The following is a 19,766-nucleotide window of genomic DNA, read 5'->3' on the forward strand; positions in this document are numbered from 1 at the left end:
GGTTGTCCGGACCACAGCCCAGACACTGTGAATGGTGCGGTGGCAGCGGGGTGAGTGCGGGATCAGTCATCGGGTGTTCGCCTTTCGAGTGCAAGATCAGCCGGTGGCGTCGGGGGCCTACCGGCTCTCCGGGTGGTGGCGGCGAACTGAGCGGCGACGACCTCGATGATGTCCTGGCGGCTGACCGGGAGCTCGCCGGTGAGCCAGGCCATGAGCAGTTCGGCGAGGCCGCCGGTGAGTAAGAGCCCGGCGATCTGGTCATGCGGTGGTGACAGCGCGTCGGCGCCGTGCAGGGCGCGGGCTTGGGAGGCGATCAACTGGGCGAACTCGTGCAGGAGTTCGTGTCGGCGGGCGCGCAACGGGTCGGCGACGGCGGATTCCAGCATGGCCACGCGGCCGATACGCGGATCGTCGGTGACCAGGTCGACGAACGCGGTAATCGCCGCTGTGGCTTTCGTGTACGGGTCACCGTCGGTGGCGGCCAGCGCGCGCAACCCGAGATCGCGGACCTGCGCCGCGATCCGGTCCAGCACCGCCAGCAGCAACTCATCACGGTGAGCGAAACTCTCGTAGAAGTAGCGCTCGGTCAGTCCTGCCCGCGAGCAGACGGCGGTCATCGTGGTCTGCTGCCATCCGTGGGTGCCCAACAGATCGAGCCCGGCCTCCAACAGTTGTTCACGCCGCTGCTCACGCCGCTGCTGGGCACTGACACCCCGATAGCTGCGTTTCGGCTCCGCCACAGACCCATCTTGACATACATGCCTGTCAGAAATCATTCTGACCGTAGTTACTGTCAGAATTTGAGTGGTCCATAGCGGAGGCGATACCCGTGGGCACAACGCAGGGCTCCGACAGCGCCCGGGCGGGCCACCGCGCCCTGCCCTGCTCGCTCACGCGGTTGGCATCACGCCTGCCGGAGGTGATCGATGATGGCAACCGCTTCTGACTCCGCGACCGGTACCGCCGAACCGGGGACTGGGCGCACCCGGTGGCGTCGGTTTGCTGGATTGCTGACACCGGTGCTACTGGCCGTCGCGTTGATGTTCGTCGGGGTGCTGACCGGGTCACTACCGATCTCGGTCGCAGCCGAGGGCCTAATGCTTCAGAACACGAACACCCTCACGGCCGAAGGCCCCGAGATCCGGATCAAGCCGGTGGGCACTCGTCGTGTGGGTGGTGGTCAGCGGTGACCGTCGAGCGGAACAACACTGGAACGCCTCGGCGGAGCCGGGCGCTGTGGCTTCAGAGCACGTGTGTTGCTCTGGTCTGCCTCGGCGCGGCCTACGCCTCGTATCGGCATGGGCGTGAGTTTGCGCTGCGGTTCGGCGCGGATGAGATCATGGCCGCGATCTGGCCGCTGATCGTGGACGGCATGGTGCTCACGGCCACCGTCGAGCTGTGGAAAACCGGACATGGCCACCGCGACAGCGGCCGGTGGTCGGCTTGGGCTGCCTTCTTGTTCGGAGTCACCTTGTCGTTGTGCGCCAATGTGGCCGCTGCCCCGGAGCTGAGCGTGTTCGCGGTCACCGTGGCCGCGTGTCCGCCGCTGGCGTTGCTGCTGTCGGTCGAGTTGCTGAACCGGGCGCTCAAGCGCCACCGCGCCGAGACCGCCAGCGAGACCAGTACCGAGACCAGCGAGACGGGGAGCGAGACCGCGTCGCCAGTCCGGCTCGCGGTGGTCTCGGGCGAGTCCCGCTCGATGGAGCAGCCGACGGCGGAGCAGAGAATGTGGGCGTATCACCAGACGGAGCGTGCCAAGGGCCGCACGCCGACCGGCGCGGAGCTGGATCGCGTGGCGGGAACGAACAATTACGGGCGTCGGGTGCTGCGCCGGTGGCGTCAGGCTGGGTGGATCGCTGAGAACGGCACGCCGCCGGGCGGGCGGGCGAATGTGGGGGCCGTTGGGGACTCCCAGCCGGTTCCTGCGCTCGCGGCAGGCGCGTGAGGGCGCCCGCTCCGGGCGCTCCGAGAGGCGACCCCGCTGGGCTATATGTTCTGCACGCCTGCCCAGGTGGCTAGTCGTGCGACCGGATCGGCTCGGCGGCGGGCGCGGGCGAGGGTGCGAATGGTTTCGTGGACCATTGGGTGGTATTTGGCCTGCTGTGGCGCGGTTTCCTTGGCCTTGTACAGGCTGCGGGTGGCTTTGTCGTGGTCGCCGTGCAGCAGGAAGCCGCGCGCTACGTCGATCCAGTGGTGTCCGGCGCGTTCGCGCTGGGTGTGCGGCGGAATGTCGAACCGTTCGGCGCGCTTGACGGCCTCGGTGCCGTTCATCGCCTCGACCGCGAGACCGACAGACCAGATGTTGACGTTGGTCGGGCCGAAGCACAGGCGGTAGTCGTCGCGGTCGCTGCCGAGGCGCTGGGCTGCCTCGTTGGCTTCGTTCCAGTGGTCGTCTGCGGTCGCCAAGTCGCCGGAGCGGGCGGCGGCGAGTCCTGACTTGAGGTGCAGGTTTCCCCACACAGCGATGGCGGGCGCGTCGCTGCCTCGAATGCGGTCGGCGATGCGTGCCCGGCTCTGGTCGAGCAGGCGCAGGGCGCTGTTCCAGTCGGCCGCGCCGATCATTTCGCCCGCGCGCTGGTAGTGCCCGACCAGCACGGCCAGCTCGTCGCCGCTTTGTTCGGCGGCCCACTCGTAGCGGTCCACGGCCAGCGAGGCGAGATCGATGTAGCCGAGCTTGTAGGCGGCCTGGCTGGCCGCATAGTACGCCTCCGCCAACAGCCAGTACGCGCGCTCCTGCTCGGCGTCGGTGCAGCTCCAGACCTTCGCGCGCAGTTCGGAGAGCAGGCCAGGTAGTTCCGCCCCGAGGGCGTCCAGGTTGACGGCGTGCCGGTGCTGGGAAGCCTGCGCGACAGCGGCTGTCAGCTCGTCCATCGAACGCGGACGGATGGCCTCGTCGGGTGGAATGGAGTAGGCGGCCAGCTCGCGGCGCAGCGGCGGGATCGTGGCGTGTATCCGGTGTTCGGCGCGGCTGCTGCGGTGCTCGAACGGCTGGCCCAGCAGGTCGGCAACCCCAGTGTTGAGCGCTCGCGCGACGGCGGAGACGAACGCGGGCGAGGCAGGAGCCCGCCCCTGCTCGACCTTGCGCACGAGCGAGGCGGACACGTTCGCCCGTTGGGACAGCTGGTTCTGCGTCAGCCCAGCGAGCTTGCGCGCCTCGGCAACCCGCTGTGCTACACCGCCTTCTGGCTGGTCCATGCGCGCGACCTCCATCCCTCGGTCGTGTCCTGCACACGATGCTACGGAGTCAGTCCACCGCCGTTGGCCATGATCTCCGATCTTGTCACCTCTTTGTCACTTTGCGCAGGACCGTACCCATAGCGTCACCACCGTACGCCGGAAGATCACAAGTACGGAGGGCGCGATGACCACGGCGAAGCGGCCCAGTACACGGCGGCCTACCAGGCGGAATGTCGGCTGCACCGACGGGCTCCAGCGTCCCAGGACGGTATCCCTCTACACCGAGCGTGAGGGCGAGCGCGTGGTGCTGCTGGCCCCGCCCGGCGAAGCCGCGCTGATGACTCCCGCCGCTGCTCGCGAGCTGGCGAGTCACCTGGACGAGCAGGCCCGAACGATTGAGACGCGACGGCACGCACGGGTGCTGCCGTTCCCGTGCCGCTGAACCCGCTCGACCGGGGCGCACCCCCGAACGGCCCGGCCGAGTACCAGCGGCGGCGGCCCTGTCGCCGGCCCCGACCTCCGACAGGGCCGCCGCCTTCCACCAGGAAGCGATACAGCGATGACACCACCAGTTACCAGCGAGGAAACGCCCCACATCACGGCGATCGAGCGCAGCATGAACGTCGGGTTCCGATTCGTGAACCTGCGCGCTCCCGATGGCGGTGCGGTGGAGGCGATCTACGCCGAGCGCTGGACGCCGCAGGGTGCGGTGGAGACCTACACGCTGCGAGGGATGACCGAAGCGATCGCGGCCCGGTTCCGCGCCGAGGACTACCCGGAGGGAGACCCGCTGTGGGAAACGACCGGCACGGTCGCCGAGGTCATCACCGCGCTCCTGGAACTGCCTCCCCACGGTGCGCCCGGAGCACCAAGCACGGCCCGGCACGCCTCCAGTTCCCTCTGGGTGCCTGGTGCCCGGTGAAAGCGGCCATGAGTCCGCTGTCCCCGCAGGCTGCCGAAGACTTGGGCCGACGCCTGCACGCCGAAGGCTTCCAGCCGCTCCCCGATGCCGACGACGGCACGTTGAGCGGCACCCGGCTATGGCGGGTGCGCGCCGGATACGTCGAGTACCTGGCGCTGCGGCCCAACGGCTTGGCCCACGCCGTACGCGCCGAAGCGCGGTTCGACTACCGCCACCCCACCGAGCACGGCCGCATCGTGGAGCACGGATCCGGCTACGCGGTCAACGCCCTGGACTGGCTGTTGACCACCAGCAACCCCCACACCAGCTCGTGGCGGCGGCCCTACGTCGCCGCGCCGCCCGGCTGGCCCACGGATGACGCGGACGGTCGCTGACCAGCACGCCGTCCGCACACCCAGGACTCCGAGTGGCACTTGCCCGCAACGATGCGCGCATTCACCCACCGCCACTCGGTTCACGAGGGGGCGGGGAAGAAGGACTTCCCCGCCCCTTCCGTGCTGCGGTCTCCGCCTAGTAGCGCAGGGACGGACGCCACCCGTCGTCGGCTGCGGTGAACGCCACGGTGGCGGCGTCGTATCCGGGCTGGCCCGCCCGCTCCCAGGCATCGCGGATGCCGCGCAGGGTGGCCAGCGCTGCCGCTGTGCCGCACGCGGCCACCGAGCCGTCGCGCAGTACCAGCACGGCGCTGTCACTGGTGGTGAAGCCGAAGCCTTGCCCGGTGCCGGTGCTGGCGCTGATCGGCGTGCCGTCGCTGAGGGTTCCCAGCATGTAGGCGGTGAACTCCCGCCAGCAGGCGGGATCGATCCATTCCGGTTGTGGTTCGGCGGCGGCGAGCTGGCGCGTGATCGCGTCCGCCTGCTCAGGCGGGACGCTGTGGCCGCTGATGCTGATCCACGCGCGCTCGCCCGCCTCGGTAGTGACGATGCTGTCCACGTAGCGCAACGGCTGACCGAAGTCAGTCACCGGTTCGGGAGTCATCTCGATGAAGCTGCCCGGCTGGGCGCTGGCCTCGGCGGGCTTGCCGTGCTCGATCCGGCACCGGATGACCGCGTGCGCGTTCGCGATATCGGCGATCTTGACCGGGGTCACGATGACCGCGCGGTGAGCGGATTGCCGCACCCAGGGTTCCGGCAGGACATGCGGGGTGGTCCATCCGATGATGCGATCGTATGGAGCCCCGTTTTCCCGCCCCGTGGTGCCGTCGGCGTGGTGAATCTCGACGTGAGTATTTCCGGATTTCTTGTGCAAATCGGCGGCGCGGGTAACCAATTCTTGGTCTACGTCCACCGAGACCACATACCCTGATGCGCCGACTTTTTCCGCGAGCACGGCGGCGGTGTATCCGGTACCGGTGCCGATCTCCAACACGCGCATTCCCGGCTCAATATCGGCCAGCGCAACCATGTCCGCGATCCTGGCAGGGCTACTGCTTTGGGGAATGGTCTCACCGGTGTGGGCGTCGGTGGTCCAGTATTCGTAGTCAATCGCGGTGGTCACTGCGTGGTTTCTCCTGTCTGGTCGGACGGTACGGTCAGAATCGTGCGGTAGGTGGGCATAGTGTCACTCTCAGCGATCGGGACTCCGGCCGTGTCAGCGAGCCAGGCGTGCATGGCGATCGGGGGAGTCTGCCGCACGCCCAGGCACCAGGTCACCCGGCGGCGACGTGCTGCGAGCAGGACCAACCCAGCGAGTGAACGTTCCAAGCACGCGATCCGGAAGGGCAGCCAGGCCGCTGCCGCGTCGACCGCGTGCAGCGCTCGCGCCGCCTCGCCTCGGGTGGCTTGGCGCCCGCCGCTGATGCGGCGGATGAACCCCGTGACCCGGCCGAACGGCAGCGAGGTCACAGCGACCCGCACCATCGTGACCACGAGGGCTGCGGCGAGGGTGCGGACACGTCCAGGCCGGATCGTTGTCGGCGGCGAGGCCATCGGCGTACTCATGACTGCCACCGGATGAGCTGGGCGTCGTGCAGCGTGCCCGCCAGCATGGCCAGGTCAGACCGGGCTCGCTCACCGGGGATGCCGTATCGGTTCGCGACGGCCTCGGCAACCTGATCCGCATCACCGTCCGATTCCACGATCGCGGTCCACATCGCCGCCGCTGTCGGATTCGCGCGGAACACTTTTCCTGTGGGCGAGACCGCGAAGAGGGAACCGTCATCGAGGATGGTTGTGTGCACGCCGGGTTCGGCGGTGATTCGCATGTTACGACCTTTCCGCTGTGTCCCTGTCTTCGTTGGCGCGCAGCCATAATTCCGTGCCGATCACCGCATCGAATGCGGCCAGCCGGATGCTCTGCCCGTTGACCCCACGGTCCAGCGCGGATATCAGTGTGTATCGATCGAGAATCCCGGCTTCGGCGAGTCGCGAGTTGTGGATCAGCTCGCGCAACGTGTCGGCGTTGGCTCGCAATCCCTGATACGCGGAAGTCGTGTAGTCGCCTTTTGTCCGTCGTTCGAGCACGCTTGCCGGGACGGTGCCGTTCATCGCGTGCCGAAGCAGCGGCTTGGCCTGCTCAGGCGTGGTCCGCTGCCACGCGGGCACCGACCAGCACGCGCGGACCACGCCGTCATCCAGGTACGGGGCGTGATGGTTGACCGACCACTGTGCGGCCACGTCGGCGTCCAAGCGCTGCTGTCGCGCGAAGGCGTTCAGCGCGAGGAAGGCCGACGAGTCCCCGATGCCCATCCGGCCCGGCACGCTCGCGTGCGTGTGGGTGTCGGCGTGCGTGCGCAACATGCGCGCCACGGCGGCGCGTCCCTCGTGGGTTGCCCACTCGGCCGCCGCGCCGACCTGGAACCAGGAGACCAGCCCCGCCCATCCACGCCCGGCTCGTGTACCCGTGATGAGCTGGTCAGCGGCGACACAGCACGCCTGCCCGTAGCTGGTGCCACGCAACGCCACGGCCGCGCGGAGCAGGGCATGCGGCGCTTGGTGGCGCAGCCGCGCCCATCCGACGGCGTGTCGCCACAGCGTCCGCGCCTGCCGAGGTGAGGCCAGATCGGCGAGATAGGCCGGGGTCGCCAGCAGCACACCATCCCCACCATCGCCGGACAGGTGCACATCGGAGCCCTCGGCGCGGACCTGCTGCATCCACCAGCGCTCCCGCGCACTGGTCGTCGCGCCGAGCCACGGTTCGTCGGTGCGCGGCACACGGTTCAGCTCCGCGTACGGCAGCAGCGCCGGAGGCTCGGCGACAACGTGATGCCGCAGGCCGGGCACCTCCCGTGCTGCTCGGGCCGCCACGTCGGCGTCGTCCACGCCCTCGGTAGCGACCGTCAACGCGGGCAATTCATCCACCAGACGCGAAGCCAGGACCGCGAGCGTGGACGAGTCCAAGCCCCCGGACAAGTCCGCGGTCGGACGGCCCGCGGTGCAGACGCGGCTGCGCACTGCGCAATCCAGCGCCTCGGACAAGGCCGGGGCGCTGTCTTCCACGGTTCGCGCTCGCGCGGGCAGCACCACCCGGCACGCCTGCGTGGTCCCACCGTCGCTGGCGACCCGCATCGTCCAGCCCGGCCGGAGCGCATTCACGCCCTGCCACGGAGTCCCCGTCCACCACACGTCCGCTGCCCCCGGCACCAGCAAGTGCGCCGCCAACCAGTCCCAGTCCAGCCCAGCACTCCCAGCCAGCGGGCGCGCGTGCGATCCCGCCACGAGACCATCGCGGGACGCACGCGGGTAGTACACCGGGCGCTGACCAGCCAAATCGCCCGTGATCAGCAACTCATCGCCCCGCGCCGCGAGTGCGACGCGGCTGCCGTCGACACGCTGCAAGGCGTCTACCTGGCCAGCGGCAATCTCACGCGCTACCCGGCGCAGCTCCGCATCGTTCGCCGGACAGGAGCCGAGTAACACCAGGTCACATCCAGCAACGCTCACACGCCGTACTCCGTGACCGGGTGCGACCCGGCCGTGCCACAGTCGCCACTGCCTAGCGATGGTCAGGCACGGCCGGTCGCACTCAGGCAGGGAATACTCGTGCGAGCCGAGTATCCACCACATGCCGCCGCTCAGTAGTACCAGCGCTTGCGGTCAGCGGTGTCATCGAACGACGTGCCATTGGTCAGCGTGGCCACGTCGCCAACCTCGTCCAGCACGGGCGTCTCGTACTGCGGTGGCGCGCCCACGGAACCAGCATCACGCGGGTACTCCACGATCTCGCCATCCATCGCGGACTTTCCTTCCCGCGCGCATTCACCCGCGTGCGACCCTGCCCGCCTCCGAACACGCCGCGCAAGATCAGTCCCCCAGATGGCCGCAAGCCGCCGAAGCCCTGCGGACCCACGGCAATTCGGCGGTCAACTCCGTGGGCAACTGCGTAGTCAACTTATGAGTTGCCCGCCGAGTTGCCGCCAGCAACGGAACAGCATCCCTGGTCACAGCGCAACAGCGGCGGGGCGCTCGTCCTCCAACTTCCTGAGAACAACTACCCCCTTACGGCCAAAGGCACTGAGAGCGGACAAGCAGCACGAAGCCGAAGCCCCACGCAGACACGGGCGCATCCGGGCTCGACACCTCCCGACCTGTCCGCAGTTCGACCAACACGGCGAGCTGCACCACCGGACTGACCCGTCCGCGTGAATGTGGCGGGCTGGGTGTCCAAAATCGGCCCGATTTTCGGCCTTCTTGGAGTGCGAGAGTTCCTGGCACACTGAGGAGGTCCGTTGATCACAATCACCGCCTGACGACAGACACCACCAGGGGCGTGTACGGATTTCGGACGCGCCCCAGTCCCCGGGCTCGTGGAGATAGTTCGGCAACACCGGTATTCGTTTAGATTCGGATGCAGACGTTCTTGGTCTGGGTGTAAAGTTCGGCTCCGGCGCGTCCGCCTTCGCGTCCGTGGCCGCTTTCCTTGTAGCCGCCGAAGGGTGCTTCGTGCCAGAGTGCGTTATAGGTGTTGACCCAAACGGTGCCGGTTTGCAGACCGTGGGCAACACGGTGGGCGCGGGCCAGGTCGGTGGTCCACACGCCGGCCGCCAAGCCATAGTTGACGTCGTTGGCGAGGGTGAGCGCCTGCGCCTCGTCGGCGAAACGTGTGATTGCCACCACAGGACCGAAGATCTCTTCCTGCGCGAGGCGCGAGTGCGGCTGGACTTCGGTGAACACCGTCGGGGGGAAGAAATAGCCACGATCGGCGCCGGGCGCACCGCCTAGCGCCAGCGTGGCGCCCTCCTGCTGTCCAAGCGTGACGTAGTGGCTGACCCGCGCGAATTGTTCCTGGGACACGAGCGAGCCCAGACGAGTGTTCTTGTCCAGTGGGTCCCCAGGTTGTAGGTCTCTGAGCGCCGCGAGGAACGCGTCCATGAATTGATCATAAATGCTATCCTGCACCAAGACCCTGGATCCCGCGGTGCACATCTCTCCTTGATTGTAGTAAATACCTGTCGCGACGCCGCGCACCGCGCGTTGGAGATCGGCATCGTCGAATACGAGGTTGGGCGATTTGCCTCCGAGCTCGAGGGAGATCCGCTTGAGGGTATCCGCCGCAGTGCGCATGATGGATTTACCGACTGCGGTCGATCCGGTGAACGTGATCTTGTCGATTCCTGGGTGAGCCACGAGGGCTGCGCCCGTCGCGGCGAAGCCGGGCAATACGTTGACCACACCCGGTGGCACGTCGAGTTCGGAAAGAATGTCAGCCAGCGCCATGGCGGTCAGCGGCGTCTGCTCGGCGGGTTTGAGGAGCACGGTGTTGCCCGTCGCCAAGGCTGGGGCGATTTTCGCTGCGGCCATCTGCAAGGGAAAATTCCAGGGCACGATCGCACCCACCACTCCCAGTGGCTCATGGCGCGTGTAGTCGACATAGCTCGACGGTATCGGGAGCACCTCGCCCGTGATCTTGTTGCTCCAGCCGGCATAATACTCGAATGCGCCGGCCGCATGGGGAATGTCACCGTGTAGCGCCTCAGTGTACGGTTTTCCCGTATCCAATGATTCCAGCAGGGCCAGATACTCGCCGCGTTCTCGGATCGTCTGGCCGATGCGCCACAGCAACCGTCCGCGGTCGGCTGGCGACATCCGCCCCCAGGACTTGCCGTTCAGCGCCTCCCGGGCAGCATGCACCGCGTGGTCGACATCCGCTTCGCCGGCGATGGCCACCTCCCCCAAAGGTACTTGGCGGGCAGGATCCTCGTTGGTGTAGTACTCACCCTGGGCCGGGTCGCGCCACTGGCCGCCAATAAAGTTCTTGCTGCAATCGGGCTTTTGCGCTTCTACATCCATTTTGTCATGCCTCTTCTGTGGGATAGCAGCGTTTTGCGTCGGTACGCGGACCGCAGCAACGAGCGGTGTTTCCTGACTGGGTGGCCTGGTGCGACCGTGTGGTCACCGTGGTCGCGTGGCTATCGTCGGCGCATGGACACATTTGGGGGGCGCGCTCTGTTTGTACCGCCGTGTCCCAGCTGAGTTCCGGCGGACCGGTTTCGATCCGGAAGGTGTGCGCGGTGGCACGGGCTAGCTCAGGGTCCTGGGCCGCTATACGGGCGAGTGCGAACGCCCGGGCTTCGACGGTGTCGTCGTCGACCGCTTCCCAGGCGAGTCCCAGCCGGGCTGCGTGGTTGCCGTCGATCTCGGCCCCGCATAGGGTCATCGCTGCGGCGGTCTCCCGGCCGGCGAGTCGGGACAGGAGCACGAAGTGGCCGCCTCCCGGGTGCAGACCGATCCGCTGGAAGCCTGACATCAGGCGGGCGTCGCGGGCGATGACGCGGAGGTCGGTGGCCAGTGCGAGGTTGAGCCCTGCGCCGACGGCCGCGCCTCGGACGGCGGCGATGGTGACTGCCTGGACCGCCCCTACTCGCGTGAATGAGGAATAGATCGCGGATAGGTCGGCGTAGGCGTGTTCTTCGGCGGGGTCAGATCCGGTGTTGCTGAGCGTGTTGGTGTCGGCGCCCGCGCAGAACGTGGTGCCCGCTCCGCGGATCACCAGCGCACCGATTGACGTGTCAGCATCCGCGCGATCGAGAGCATCGACGAGTTCGCGGGACATCTCGGGGGTGAGGGCGTTGCGCCGTTGTGGCGCGGCCAGGGTGAGGGTGGCCACGCCGTCGTCGACTGCGAGCTCGATCTCCACGGTGACTCCGTTTCATGATTGGTCACATGCTGGTGATGCTTGGCCACAGTTGATCGGCGCCACCCGCGAGCACCGTGTGGCCCAGCTCCTGGGCCCAGTGCTCGGCGGAGCCGCACTCCTCGCGCCAGGACCACACCCTGCGGGTCAGGTGGTGCAGGTGGTGTTCCTGGGTGAATCCGATCGCTCCGTGTAGCTGGTGCGCGATCCGCGCGGCCGGGCCGGCTGCGGTGCTGGTTCGTGCCTTGGCTGCGGCGATGGCCGGTGCTGCGGTGTTCGGGTCGGCGGCCACGGCGGTGACTGCGGCCCGGGCGGCGGCGTCTGCGGCGGCCGCTAGGGCAGCCAGCTCCGCAGCCCGGTGGGCCACGGCCTGGAAGCGTCCGATGGGCCGGCCGAACTGCTCCCGCTCACCGGCGTAGCGCACGGTCAGTTCCAGCAGTGTCTGCAGGGCACCGGCGAGCTGGACCGCGCGGGCCAGCGCCCCCATCCGTCGTATGTGCATGGCGGTGTGGGGCGGCGCTTGGCGGACGTCTGTGCCGGGTATCCGAACTTCGTCGGCAGTGAGGTCGTCGCGGGGTTCGCCGGCCAGGTTGTCGATCCTGGCGAGCCGACAGTGCGCAGGGTCGACCAGCGCCGCGAGCGCGACGCCCGCGTATTCGCTTACCACCAGCACGCGGTGGCACACACGCGCGTAGGGCACTCGGCGGGCAGTGCCCGCCAGTATGGCGTCTTCGCCGTCCGGCCGCAGGGTTAGGCCGGGGCTGCAGACGGCCGTCGCCGGCCCGTCAGGAACAGCTAGTCCGGCTGCGGTGCACCCGGCAGCCACCGGGAATAGGGCCTCCGCCAGGGGCACCGGCGCCGCGTGGGCGGCAGCGATCCTCAGCACGGCGGCGGCGTCGGTGAGCTCGCCGCCGGAACCGCCCAGCCGTTCCTCGACCCCGACTCGGGTCAGTCCGGCCTCTTCCAGACGCTGCCACACGGTCGGGCTCCAGGCCCCCTCGGCCTCGGTGATCGCCTCAGGTGGGCAATGTTTGTCAAGTAGGTCCGCGACGGTGCGTTCAACCAGATCGATGTCGTTCATCGCAACCCCATTCCGCGTGCCACGATGCCGCGCAACACCTCGTTGGTTCCCCCGCGCAGCGTGAACCCGGGGGCATGCAGTACTGCCCGGGCCAGCTCCCGCTCCAAGGCGTGCGCGGAATCACGGCTGGGTTCGATCTCCACCTGCGACCGGACCACGTCGACGATCTCGTTTTCCAGCGTCGTGCCTAGGTCCTTTACCAGGGCAGCGGCGATATCTGGAGTCTCACCACGGTCGAGTGAGCCAGCGATCTGCAGTGAGAGCTGGCGCACGGCCCACAGCTGCGCGACAAGCCCGCCCACCGCGCGCGTCTGCTGGACATCGGTCGGGTCGGCCACCCGTGCCAACTCGCGCAGCAGCGGCAGGGTGGACAGGAACCGTTCCGCACCGGAGCGCTCGTAGGCCAGCTCGGAGGTCACCTGCCGCCAACCCGCACCGATCTCGCCGAGAACCATGTCGTCGGCGACCCTGACGTCATCGAGGACCACCTGGTTGAAGTGATGCTCCCCGTTGAGCAGCCGGATCGGCGAGATCTCCACACCCGGTGCCGACAGGTCGACGACGAACTGACTCAGCCCCTCGTGCCGATCCCCTTCCTCCCGAGGGGATGTGCGGCACAGCGCGATCATGTAGTGGCATCGGTGCGCCTGACTGGTCCAGACCTTCGTGCCGTTGAGGACCCAGGCGTCCCGTTCCCGCCGTGCGGTGGTTCGCACCGAGGCGAGATCGGAGCCGCTGTCGGGCTCGCTCATGCCGATGGCGAAGAAGCATCGGCCCGCCGCCATCGCGGGAAGGAGCCTGGCTCGTTGTGATTCGGTGCCGTAGCGCAACAGGGTCGGCCCACTTTGCCGGTCGCTGATCCAGTGCGCCGCCACGGGCGCGCCGGCCGCCAGCAGTTCCTCCGCCACGACGAATCGATGCAGCGCGGGCCGCTGGTGACCACCGTAGCGGCGCGGCCAGGTCATCCCGAGCCAGCCTAGCTCTCCCAGACGTGCGGAGAAGGCCGGGTCGAAACCCGTCAGCCAGGCATCACTCCGCGGCTCGAACGTGCCCCGCCGCCGTTCCCGCTCCAAGAACGCGCGCACCTCACCGCGCAGCCCCTCGGCCTCCGGCGGCAACTCGACATCAGCCAGCCGCAGGACAGAACCAATCGTCATACTCGGAGTCATGGCCACTCCGTCACCGTCCCGCAGCCGCCGGCCCAGTGCCGGGTTAGCCGCAGCAATACCGCCCGAGCCGACTGATGATCGCGGCGATCGTCGGTGGCCAGCAACTTGCGCTCTGTTGTGTAGGTCCACGGTTGATCCTCGAAATCGATGGTTCGGTTGCCTCACATCACGATGCTCGCGCGCACAACTTTCCGGCTATCGGCTGCGGTGAACGCAGTGTTGATGTCCTCCAGCGGGTACGTCGTGGATGCGAAGTGATCGAGCGGAAGTCGGTGTTGGTTGGCGGCCAGGAAAGATAGTGCCTGGTACAGCGCCGTGGGTTCGTACAGGGAAACGCCGATGATGCTCTTGTTAGCGGTGACCAGCCGGGACGGGTCGGCGGTGTAGGTGTGCCCCATGTTGATGTTGCCGATTTCGAGGTAGCGGCCACCCTGAGCGAGCATTTTCAGCCCTTCGGGCACCACAGCCGGGTCGCCGACCACTTCTACCACCACGTCGGCACCGAGACCGTCGGTCAGCTTGCGTGCCCGCCGGATGCGGTCCGCCGGATCCGGGTGGTCGGTAAGGTTGATCACCTCGTCGGCGCCGAACGCGCGGGCCAGTTCCAGTCGCTCTGGAACGGCGTCCACCACGACGACTTGCGCGGCCCCACGAGCGCGGGCGACGGCAGTCGCGAACAACCCCAGGCCGCCAGCCCCCTGGACGATCACGCTTTCACCGAAGCCCAACGTCACCCGCTCGAGCCCATAGATCACCTGCGAGAGTGCACAGTTGACTCCCGATACCACCTCGTCGGAGAGGGTGTCCGGCACGGTGTACACCACCGCGCCCGCTGGGAGCAGGAAGTAGTCCCCGTAGCCGCCGACGAAGTAGGGGGCTGCGCTGGCATCCCCGAGCATGGCCATGGTCAGCTTCAGGCACGAGACGCGCCGTCCGGCGAGGCAGTTTCGACACTGGTGGCAGGGAAAGAAGTACGGGAATACCACTCGTGCGCCCACGTGCAGTGGCGTGCCGTTGGAATCCTCGGTCACTTCGTTGCCCATTGCCGCGACAGATCCGACCATCTCATGGCCGAGCACGGTCGGCAGCGTGCCACCGAGACCGCGGGTCGCGAAAGACCCGTGCCAGGCGTGCAGATCGGAACCGCAGATGTTGGCCCGATGTACTTTTACCAGTACCTCACCCGCCCCGATCGACGGCAACGTGACGCGTCGTAGCTCGAATGGCTGCTGGGGCGCGTTGAATTGCGCGATACGGCCCTCGAACATACATCCTTCCTTCCTTCGAGACTTCCTGCCGCCGATGGGACGGCGACCAACGGACGCCGGGCTTGAGCAAGGCCGCGCGGGCGGCTCGTGGCGTAGCGTGAGTGAGCGGCGAGTGCCCCTGTGCCCCGATGCCCGTGCCGTTGTCGTTTTAGGGGTGGTGGCCGTGGTACGGGGTGACAGGCGACGCCGTGGGATCGAGCGTTCCCGCGGCGATTGCCGCTTCCTGGTGGGCGATCTCGGCTTCGAGCGCCCGGGTGTCCCGCCGCGCCCGTGCCGCCAGGGACCGGGCAGCGGTGGGGATCAGAGTGCAGATACCCGGTATGTCGGGAGCCTCCCGACAACTCGTCCGGTCCTGCACGGCAGGCGCCTCCGGCGGGCTCGCCGCGCGCATCAACGCACCGCCGAAACGGCGACGCGCCGGACACGCACAGCTGGCACAGCTGATGACCGCGGGGATCGGACGCTCCACCCAGGCTTCATGGTGGACGCGGCAGGCAGCGCATACGTACTCGACAAGGACCGTCATGGCGTCACTCGTAGCAGGTTGGAGCGTGCTTGAGCGTTGCCCAATCCTCGGGATCGTGGGAGATCCACACCGTGGCGTCGTGCGCAGTCGCAAGCTGCTTCACCCGCCGGATCGACCGGACCGCATGCAAGGTGTTGTAATCGGAGGGCATCGGCAGATCCTCAGTGAGGGCCTGCCGGAGGTGGACAGTATCACCGGTCAACAAGAACGTCTGGTTCGGCAATCGCACCAACATGCTGGTGTTGCCTGGAGTGTGTCCGGGCATGCGGTAGATGACGATGCTACCGTCGCCGAACAGGTCGTGATCGGTTGAAAGCTGGTTCCACTTCCAGTTCCGCGTCGTATCGAAGTCCGCGGTGCGAAAAAAGGGCGTGGCGGCCGGCAAGGGCCAGAACGCGTACGGCAGGTCACCTTCGCCGATATAAAGCTCAGCGTTCGGAAAAAGGCGAACGCCGCCCGCATGGTCGAAGTGCGCATGCGAGACGATGACGTGGTCGACGTCCGAGGTTTTATACCCGAGCGCTTCGATCTGCCGGTCCAGCCGGTCATCGGGGCCATACGCGAGGCCGACGAGATCCGCGAGGTCGCCGTAGACGCCCTTGGCATCGTCGGCTGCTTCGAAGGCGATGCCGGTATCGAACAGCACCAGGCCCCGGTCGTGTTCGATCAGAAACGACGGCACCGGAATAGTGACCTGCCCCTGCCCGTTGACGACCATGATCCCGGTGTCGAGCGTGAATTCCGCGCCGGGTAGTGCCCACATCCGTTTGGCTGTTCCAATCGCCATGGTAGTCCTCCTTCGAAACGGACGTTCCTATCAGTGATGGGGTGATAGTGCTGAGTTTCCGGGTGATCTCACGGTGCCGTTCTCGTGTCACCGTTGTGTTCCGCCGTGAGTTGCTGGCGGAGCAGCTTCTTGTCGAACTTACCCACGCCGGTCTTGGGCACCTCCTCGACGAACACGAATCGGTCCGGTAACCAGAACTTGGGAAACTTCGCGCGCAGGAACGCGGTGAGCTCGTCGGAAGTCAGCGGTGAATCGGCGGCCACGACGGCGACCGGGCGTTCCAGCCACACCGGATCAGGTGTGGCCACCACCGCGGCCTCGCGGACCGCCGGATGTCCCATCAAGGCGTTCTCCAGATCGACTGATGAGATCCACTCACCGCCGCTCTTGATCAAATCCTTGACGCGATCGACCAGGGACAAGTAGCCGCTCTGGTCGATGACGCCGACGTCGCCGGTACGGAACCAGCCGCCGCCAAAACTGTCCGCCGACCGCGGGTTGTGGTAGTAGGCGCGGGCGACCCACGGTGCGCGCACCAGGATCTCCCCGGCGTGCTGGCCATCCCACGGCAGTTCCCGATCGTGGTCGTCGACGAGTTTGATCTCCACCAGGGGCATCGGCTGGCCCTGTGTGCCGAGCCGGTGAAATCTCTGGTCGTCGTCGAGGTCGGCGAACTGGCTGGTGAGTGAGGTGAAGGTGAGCAGCGGGGAGGCTTCAGTCATGCCCCAGCCTTGGCAGACGTGCACCCCATGTACCCGCTGCCACCACCGCATTTCGCTGACCGGCGGCGCTTGACCGCCCAGCCACAAGGTGTGCAGCGATTCGAGATCGTAGGCGCGGTGACCGGATTCCAGCTCGTGACGCATCAGCAGGCCGACGGTGACCGCGGCAACGCAGACACTCACCCGAGCGTGTTCGATGGCCTCCAGGTAGTGGTGCGGTCGCGGCTGCACGCCTGGCAGCACCAGTGTGGCTCCTTGCAGGGCGCAGGCGTAGGGCATGCCCCATGAGTTCACGTGGGACATCGGTGTGACGAGCAGGTACGTCTCCCGCTCGGCCACCCCGATCGACCCGTGCAAGCACAGCATCAGTGCGTGTAGCACGGTGCTGCGGTGGCTATAGACCACTCCCTTGGGGTCGCCGGTGGTGCCCGAGCTATAGCACATGCCAGCCGGGCTGTTCTCGTCGAGATCGGGGAACTCGACGTTCTCATCCGCGTCGGCCAGCAGCTCCTCATACCCGTATACCGGCTCCAACCCGGTCTCCGGCGGCCGGCCACCGCCGAACACGACAAATGCCTTCACACTGCTGAGCCGGTCGCGGATCTGCTCCAGCACCGGCAGCTGCTCGGGACTGACCAGCAGCACGCGGTCCCCAGCATGTCCAATCACGTAGGCGATCTGCTCCGGTGAGAACCGCGTGTTGATGGTGTGCAGCACCGCACCCATGCACGGCACCGCGAAGTACGCCTCATAGTGCTGGTCGGTGTTCCATCCCAGCGTGCCCACCCGATCGCCGGCACCTATCCCGAGCGCGGCCAACGCGTCAGCCAGTCGACGGACCCGCCGTCCATACTCGGTGTAGCTATAGCGTCGGTAGCCGCCGTCGCATCGGGTGATGATCTGCTTGTGGCCGAAAAGCCGCTCCGCCCGCCACAGCAACGACTTCAGCTGCAGCGGCCGGTCCATCATCAGGCTCTCCACTATGGCCTCCTGGTCGAGTTGAGCCGGTGCTGCCGCACCCACGTAGCCGGTGTTCTCTCCGCCCGTATCGGTGTCAGGCCAGCGCGAACCCCTCGTAACCCTGCTTTGCCGACTCGTTACATTTCTGCAGGTAGGTCGGCAGCCCGCCGGGATAGTTCAAGAGCTCGATCTTCTTGCCGGGCACGTTCGCGCCCATATACCAGGACTTCGCCAGCGGGAACAATGTCGCCTCGGTCAGCTCAGCGACGTGGTCCCCCCATTCCCTTTCCGCCTCAGGAGTGGCCTCAACGCGGGTGGTACCGGTGTTTCGCAAGTACTCCAGGAACTCCACGACCCAGTCACCCTGCAGCTCCGCACAGGTCGGGCCGTTGCAGAACCCCGAGGGGCTTTGTGGGCCGTAGACGTAGAGCAGGTTCGGAAAACCTGAGGTCGCTACCCCCAGGGCGGTGCGTACGCCATTCGCGAACACCTCGGCGAGCGTCTGCCCCCCGGTGCCGCGGATGTCGATCGCGGTGATCCCGCCAGTGACGGCATCGAAGCCAGTGGCCAGCACCAGCACGTCGAGCGTGTGCTCCCTACCATCGGCAGTCACTACGCCGTGAGGTGTAACCTGCTGAATCGGTGATTCTCGCACGTCGACCAGTTCCACATTGTCCTGGTTGTAGACCTCGTAATATCGCTGCTCCAGCGACGGCCGCTTCACACCGAAAGGATGCGGTGGTTCGGTTGGCGCGAGCTTTTCGGCCACGGCCGGGTCATTGATGCGCTCGCGTACCTTGTCTCGCCAGAAAGCGTAGAACGTGGCGTTCGCCTCGGCATCGAAAAACATGTCGTTGAACGTGCCCAGCCACGGCACGAACCCGCCCGTCTCCCACAACTTCTCGTAGGTGGCGGTGCGCTCCTGCTCCGACACATCAAAGACAGCCTTGTCCAGGAAGTCGAAGTCGAAACCCGCGAATGTCTGACCGCGCATCGCGAACCGCTGCGCATACTCCGCCTTCATCTCCCGGTTGGTGTCTTCGTCGAGCTGCCGCTGACGCATGGGCAGGGCCAGAACCGGAGTTCGCTGGAAAACCGTCAAGTGGGAAACCTCCGGCGCGCATTCCTGGATGACTTGCACACCGCTCGCCCCGGTCCCGATCACACCGACCCGCTTACCTGAGAGGTCGATTCCCTCTTGTGGCCAGCGTGCTGTGTGGTGGCACGCGCCAGTAAAGGACTCGAGGCCAGGGATGTCGGGGATGTAGGGCTTCGACCCGAAACCCGTGCACAGCACGAGGTAGCGTGCCCACACCTGGGAGGACTGCCCGGTCTGGGTGTTCTTCGCCCGCACCAGCCACTGCCTGCGTTCTTCGTCGAACTCGGCACCGACGACGCGCGTGTTCAATGCGACATCCCTGCGCAGATCGAGCTTCTGATCGACATACTCGAAATACCGGCGCAGCTCAGCCCAGTCAGGATAAAGCTCGCTGAAGCTCCAGTCCCGCCACAGGTCCTCGCGCGAAAACTGATAAATTGGCGCCCACGTGTCGACCCGAGCACCGGGGTAGCAGTTCCAGTACCAGATTCCACCGAGATCGGAACCGGCCTCGTAGACCTTCACGGAATGCCCGAGTGTGCGCAGCCGATCGAGCTGGTGCAGGCCGGCGAAACCAGCTCCGACGACGAGAACGTCGAGTTCCTCGGTAGTGGACGCAGTCATATGTCGTGTCCCCTTTCGGAGTAGCCGAGCCACAGCCGCACCGATGGGACGAACATCAGCTATCGGTTCGCGGCGAGTGGATCCGATCTGTCTGGGCCTGGCACGGATTCTGCTGCCCGTGCGGCACCTCGTGACGTTCCGATGTGAGACACCCACCCAGCGCGGCACCCGCCCGCGACACCACCACCTCCCCGCCCAGGTCACAGGCCCTAAACAGCCGGGGCAAGCCGATCACGCGAGGACAAGAGAGAGGCCGCAGCCGAGTGATAAGTGTCTCAAAACGAAACACAACGTTCACACGCCACACAGGTACGGTTCACTGTGACCCACACAACAGCTCGTGGTCGGTGGAGGGTAGGC

At 66.9% G+C, this 19,766-nt stretch carries 19 protein-coding genes; 4 read left to right on the forward strand and 15 right to left on the reverse strand.

From position 1 onward, the window contains the following. Positions 1 to 62: 62 nt before the first annotated feature. On the reverse strand, positions 63 to 740 hold the full coding sequence (locus BJF85_RS18620) for a TetR/AcrR family transcriptional regulator (RefSeq protein ID WP_075849357.1): 678 nt from the start codon (positions 738 to 740) through the stop codon (positions 63 to 65). A 446-nt stretch (positions 741 to 1,186) separates the two neighbouring features. On the opposite strand from BJF85_RS18620, the gene BJF85_RS18625 reads away from it, so the two are divergent. Beyond that, positions 1,187 to 1,945 (forward strand): DUF2637 domain-containing protein, encoded by a 759-nt coding sequence (locus BJF85_RS18625; RefSeq protein WP_083666530.1) that lies wholly within the window; start codon positions 1,187 to 1,189, stop codon positions 1,943 to 1,945. A 41-nt stretch (positions 1,946 to 1,986) separates the two neighbouring features. Here the strand turns inward: BJF85_RS18625 and BJF85_RS18630 are convergent, their stop codons facing one another. Then, the gene (locus BJF85_RS18630) at positions 1,987 to 3,195 is read right to left on the reverse strand and encodes a helix-turn-helix domain-containing protein (RefSeq protein ID WP_075849519.1); all 1,209 of its coding nucleotides are present in this window, start codon (positions 3,193 to 3,195) and stop codon (positions 1,987 to 1,989) included. Positions 3,196 to 3,361: 166 nt separating this feature from the next. Here BJF85_RS18630 and BJF85_RS27460 point away from each other — a divergent pair, with 166 nt between their 5' ends. The 3 genes from BJF85_RS27460 (at position 3,362) to BJF85_RS18640 (ending at position 4,473) form a co-directional block, all read left to right on the forward strand. Beyond that, complete coding sequence (locus BJF85_RS27460; protein WP_139320710.1) at positions 3,362 to 3,619, forward strand: hypothetical protein; 258 nt, start codon at positions 3,362 to 3,364, stop codon at positions 3,617 to 3,619. Between the two features lie 117 nt (positions 3,620 to 3,736). Then, the gene (locus BJF85_RS18635) at positions 3,737 to 4,099 is read left to right on the forward strand and encodes a hypothetical protein (protein ID WP_255375745.1); all 363 of its coding nucleotides are present in this window, start codon (positions 3,737 to 3,739) and stop codon (positions 4,097 to 4,099) included. Between the two features lie 8 nt (positions 4,100 to 4,107). Further along, positions 4,108 to 4,473 (forward strand): hypothetical protein, encoded by a 366-nt coding sequence (locus BJF85_RS18640; RefSeq protein WP_255375746.1) that lies wholly within the window; start codon positions 4,108 to 4,110, stop codon positions 4,471 to 4,473. Positions 4,474 to 4,609: 136 nt separating this feature from the next. Here BJF85_RS18640 and BJF85_RS18645 read toward each other — a convergent pair whose 3' ends face one another. The 13 genes from BJF85_RS18645 to BJF85_RS18705 all read right to left on the reverse strand — a co-directional run bounded on the left by BJF85_RS18645 (position 4,610) and on the right by BJF85_RS18705 (position 19,406). Further along, positions 4,610 to 5,596, reverse strand: a complete 987-nt coding sequence (locus BJF85_RS18645; protein ID WP_075849361.1) for a methyltransferase domain-containing protein — start codon at positions 5,594 to 5,596, stop codon at positions 4,610 to 4,612. Then, positions 5,593 to 6,039 (reverse strand): lasso peptide biosynthesis B2 protein, encoded by a 447-nt coding sequence (locus tag BJF85_RS18650; protein WP_083666531.1) that lies wholly within the window; start codon positions 6,037 to 6,039, stop codon positions 5,593 to 5,595. The genes BJF85_RS18645 and BJF85_RS18650 overlap by 4 nt, the downstream gene beginning before the upstream one ends. Beyond that, a complete protein-coding gene (locus tag BJF85_RS18655) occupies positions 6,036 to 6,302 on the reverse strand; it encodes a PqqD family protein (protein WP_075849365.1) in 267 nt (88 codons plus the stop codon). Before BJF85_RS18655 ends, BJF85_RS18650 begins: the two co-directional genes overlap by 4 nt. 1 nt (position 6,303) lies before the next feature. Beyond that, positions 6,304 to 8,103, reverse strand: a complete 1,800-nt coding sequence (locus BJF85_RS18660) for an albusnodin/ikarugamycin family macrolactam cyclase (RefSeq protein WP_083666532.1) — start codon at positions 8,101 to 8,103, stop codon at positions 6,304 to 6,306. An 8-nt stretch (positions 8,104 to 8,111) separates the two neighbouring features. Beyond that, on the reverse strand, positions 8,112 to 8,270 hold the full coding sequence (locus BJF85_RS27465) for a lasso RiPP family leader peptide-containing protein (RefSeq protein ID WP_139320711.1): 159 nt from the start codon (positions 8,268 to 8,270) through the stop codon (positions 8,112 to 8,114). A gap of 604 nt (positions 8,271 to 8,874) precedes the next feature. Beyond that, positions 8,875 to 10,326 carry an aldehyde dehydrogenase gene (locus BJF85_RS18665; RefSeq protein WP_075849369.1) on the reverse strand — a complete coding sequence of 484 codons (1,452 nt, stop codon included), beginning with the start codon at positions 10,324 to 10,326 and terminating at the stop codon, positions 8,875 to 8,877. Positions 10,327 to 10,330: 4 nt separating this feature from the next. Then, entirely contained in the window at positions 10,331 to 11,173 is an 843-nt protein-coding gene (locus BJF85_RS18670) for an enoyl-CoA hydratase-related protein (protein ID WP_075849371.1), read from the reverse strand. A gap of 22 nt (positions 11,174 to 11,195) precedes the next feature. Then, a complete protein-coding gene (locus BJF85_RS18675) occupies positions 11,196 to 12,251 on the reverse strand; it encodes an acyl-CoA dehydrogenase family protein (RefSeq protein ID WP_075849373.1) in 1,056 nt (351 codons plus the stop codon). Beyond that, the gene (locus BJF85_RS18680) at positions 12,248 to 13,408 is read right to left on the reverse strand and encodes an acyl-CoA dehydrogenase family protein (RefSeq protein WP_075849375.1); all 1,161 of its coding nucleotides are present in this window, start codon (positions 13,406 to 13,408) and stop codon (positions 12,248 to 12,250) included. The genes BJF85_RS18675 and BJF85_RS18680 overlap by 4 nt, the downstream gene beginning before the upstream one ends. A 173-nt stretch (positions 13,409 to 13,581) precedes the next feature. Beyond that, the gene (locus BJF85_RS18685) at positions 13,582 to 14,688 is read right to left on the reverse strand and encodes a zinc-binding dehydrogenase (RefSeq protein ID WP_075849377.1); all 1,107 of its coding nucleotides are present in this window, start codon (positions 14,686 to 14,688) and stop codon (positions 13,582 to 13,584) included. Between the two features lie 530 nt (positions 14,689 to 15,218). Continuing rightward, entirely contained in the window at positions 15,219 to 16,001 is a 783-nt protein-coding gene (locus tag BJF85_RS18695) for an N-acyl homoserine lactonase family protein (protein WP_075849381.1), read from the reverse strand. Between the two features lie 68 nt (positions 16,002 to 16,069). Continuing rightward, complete coding sequence (locus tag BJF85_RS18700; RefSeq protein WP_255375747.1) at positions 16,070 to 17,704, reverse strand: long-chain fatty acid--CoA ligase; 1,635 nt, start codon at positions 17,702 to 17,704, stop codon at positions 16,070 to 16,072. Between the two features lie 73 nt (positions 17,705 to 17,777). Beyond that, a complete protein-coding gene (locus BJF85_RS18705) occupies positions 17,778 to 19,406 on the reverse strand; it encodes an NAD(P)/FAD-dependent oxidoreductase (protein ID WP_075849383.1) in 1,629 nt (542 codons plus the stop codon). Positions 19,407 to 19,766: the final 360 nt, after the last annotated feature.

It is taken from the genome of Saccharomonospora sp. CUA-673 (assembly GCF_001942305.1).
Taxonomy (GTDB): Bacteria; Actinomycetota; Actinomycetes; order Mycobacteriales; family Pseudonocardiaceae; genus Prauserella.